General features: G+C 64.7%; 3 protein-coding genes. 2 read left to right on the top strand and 1 reads right to left on the bottom strand.

All coding sequences use genetic code 11. The features are described 5' to 3' along the window. Both EOA28_RS32855 and EOA28_RS32850 read left to right on the top strand, forming a co-directional pair. Positions 1-374: undecaprenyl-diphosphate phosphatase (locus EOA28_RS32855; protein WP_148671010.1), on the top strand; the 374-nt coding region annotated here is incomplete at its 5' end. Between the two features lie 72 nt (positions 375-446). Beyond that, a complete protein-coding gene (locus tag EOA28_RS32850; protein ID WP_127252839.1) occupies positions 447-1,232 on the top strand; it encodes a phosphodiester glycosidase family protein in 786 nt (261 codons plus the stop codon). Between the two features lie 27 nt (positions 1,233-1,259). Here EOA28_RS32850 and EOA28_RS32845 read toward each other — a convergent pair whose 3' ends face one another. Further along, positions 1,260-2,231 (bottom strand): Tim44 domain-containing protein, encoded by a 972-nt coding sequence (locus EOA28_RS32845; RefSeq protein WP_128315704.1) that lies wholly within the window; start codon positions 2,229-2,231, stop codon positions 1,260-1,262. Positions 2,232-2,301 lie beyond the last annotated feature (70 nt).

Here is a 2,301-nt window from a genome sequence, read left to right as displayed (position 1 = left end):
ACGCGCTGCTGGTGGGCGTTGCCCAGGTCGGCGCGCTCATTCCCGGCGTCTCGCGCTCGGGCTCGACGCTGACGGCGGCGATGGGGCTGGGCTTCGCCCGGCCGGAGGCGGCGCGCCTGTCCTTCCTGCTCGGCCTGCCGGCAATCGCGCTGGCCGGCCTCAAGGAGCTCTACGAACTGCACAAGGTGCATCTCGACGCGCATGGCTGGTCGATCCTGGCGGTCGGCCTCGTCGTCGCCTCGATCTCGGCCTTTTTCGCGATCTGGGGGCTGATGCGGGTGCTGGAGCGCTTCTCCGCCTGGCCGTTCGTTATCTATCGCGGCCTGCTTGGCGTGGTGCTGCTGGTCAGCGTCGCGGCCGGCTGGTTGACCTGAAGCAACCCGGGAAATCCACGCAGCGGCCTCGGCCGAATCCGCTATACCGATGCTGAGGAGCGGGATGCGCTGATGGATCTTGTGACCCTGCTGAACTCGGTTCCTTTGCTGGCCACGCTGGTGAAATCGGGGGTGCCTGCCGCCGTAGGCGCGGGCATCGGCCTCGGCCAATGGCTGGCGGCGCTGCCGCCCTGCCGCAACCAGACTTTCGAGAACGCGACGTATCTGGTCTGCGAGGCCGATCCGAAGCATTTCTCCATCGAGTTGTTCTGGAAGAACAAGGATGGCGACTTCTACCGATCGCTGCACAATCTGCGCAGCGCGCAGCAAGCGGCGGGGCGCAACCTGCTGTTCGGCATCAATGCCGGCATGTATCATCCGAACCTCGCGCCGGTCGGGCTTTATGTCGAACGCGGCGAGCAGGTCACGCCGGCGAAGACCGGATCGGGAACCGGTAATTTCTCCATGCAGCCCAACGGCATCTTTTATCTCAGCGCCGGCAAGGCAGGTGTTCGCGCGACCAAGGATTATCTCAAGCGTCCGCCGCGCGTGGATTACGCGACGCAGTCCGGGCCGATGCTGGTCATCGACGGCAAGCTGCATCCGAAATTCCATGCGGACGGCACCTCGCGAAAAATCCGCGATGGCGTGGGCGTGCGCGCCGACGGCGTCGCGGTTTTCGCGATCTCGGACGATGTCGTGACCTTCCACGAATTCGCGCGGCTGTTCCGCGACCAGCTCGGCTGCCCGAACGCGCTTTTCCTCGACGGTTCTATCTCGAGCCTCTACGCGCCCGGCATCGGCCGCAACGACGATTTCTGGAATCTCGGGCCGATGATCGGGGTGTTCAGGAAGTAGTCAGAGCGCTTGCTGCGCGCTTCCAGCTTAACCGGACGCGTCCTGGATCGCGGACAGCAGCCATGGTCCTCCGGCCTGGCGGGCGCAGGTCCACAGCTCGGTCGCTTCGACCGGATTGTTGGGATCGCCCTTCTCGACGGCGCCGGTCTGGCGGTTTTGCATGGTATCGATCGCCGACCAGCGCATCGCCACGGTGGCGTAGTCGCGCGAGCCTTCCCGCCACGCCTCCGCCACTTCGCCCTTCAGCAGCCTAAGGTTTGTAACCTCGTTCTTGAGGCCGTGGGTCGCGTTGTCGGCCAGTTCCTCCGAAAGGTAGGAAACCATTTCGGGGGTCGTCAGCCGGCGCAATCCCTGGTGATCCTCACGAGTGAAGGCAGCCTGCACCTCGCCAAGGATTCGTTCGAACGCGTCGCGATCAGCGTCAGTGATGCCGATTTCATCGGCTCCTGATGCGTCAGCGGAGCCGAAGCTTGCGGCGTTGGACGAATAGCTGGGCGGCGCGCCGCCCCAGCCTTGCCGTCCGAACGGAACGCCGGCGTTTCGCATATTGGCAGGCGCGGCATTGTCTCGATTGAGGAAGCGCATCGCCAGCATCACGAGGCCGCCGATCAAGAGCAGCTGGAAGATGAAGCTCAGCCCGCCGCCAATGCCGCCGAAACCATGGCCCAGCATCATGCCGAACAGGCCCTGGAAGAACAGTCCTCCCACAAGGCCGCCGACAAAACCGCCGCCGAAACCACGCCAGAAGCCGGGACGCGCGGAGCCGGGAAACGACTGCGATGATGGGATGGACTGGGTGGTTTGTGGCGTCATCGAGCGCGTGACAGGCGCCGTATAAGGGGCCGTCCTGGTCGGCGCGGGCGCCTGATAGGTGCGGCTGCCACGGCTGCCGAAGCTGCCGCCCATGCGCGCCTCGGCGGTGCCGATTGAGACGGTCCCGAGCGCCATCAGCAGGATCATGAGGATCGACGCGACTTTGATCGTTCGTGACTTCGACATTAAGCACAGTCCTTGAGTACGCTTCGCTTTTGCGCGAGCCCCTTATATGGGGTGCCAGGCGAGCCAGGTT

The organism is Mesorhizobium sp. M2A.F.Ca.ET.067.02.1.1 (assembly GCF_004023285.1).
In the GTDB taxonomy this organism is placed as follows: Bacteria; Pseudomonadota; Alphaproteobacteria; order Rhizobiales; family Rhizobiaceae; genus Mesorhizobium.
Note: the sequence above shows the minus strand (reverse complement) of the source record. Positions and strands in the feature narration are given on the sequence as shown.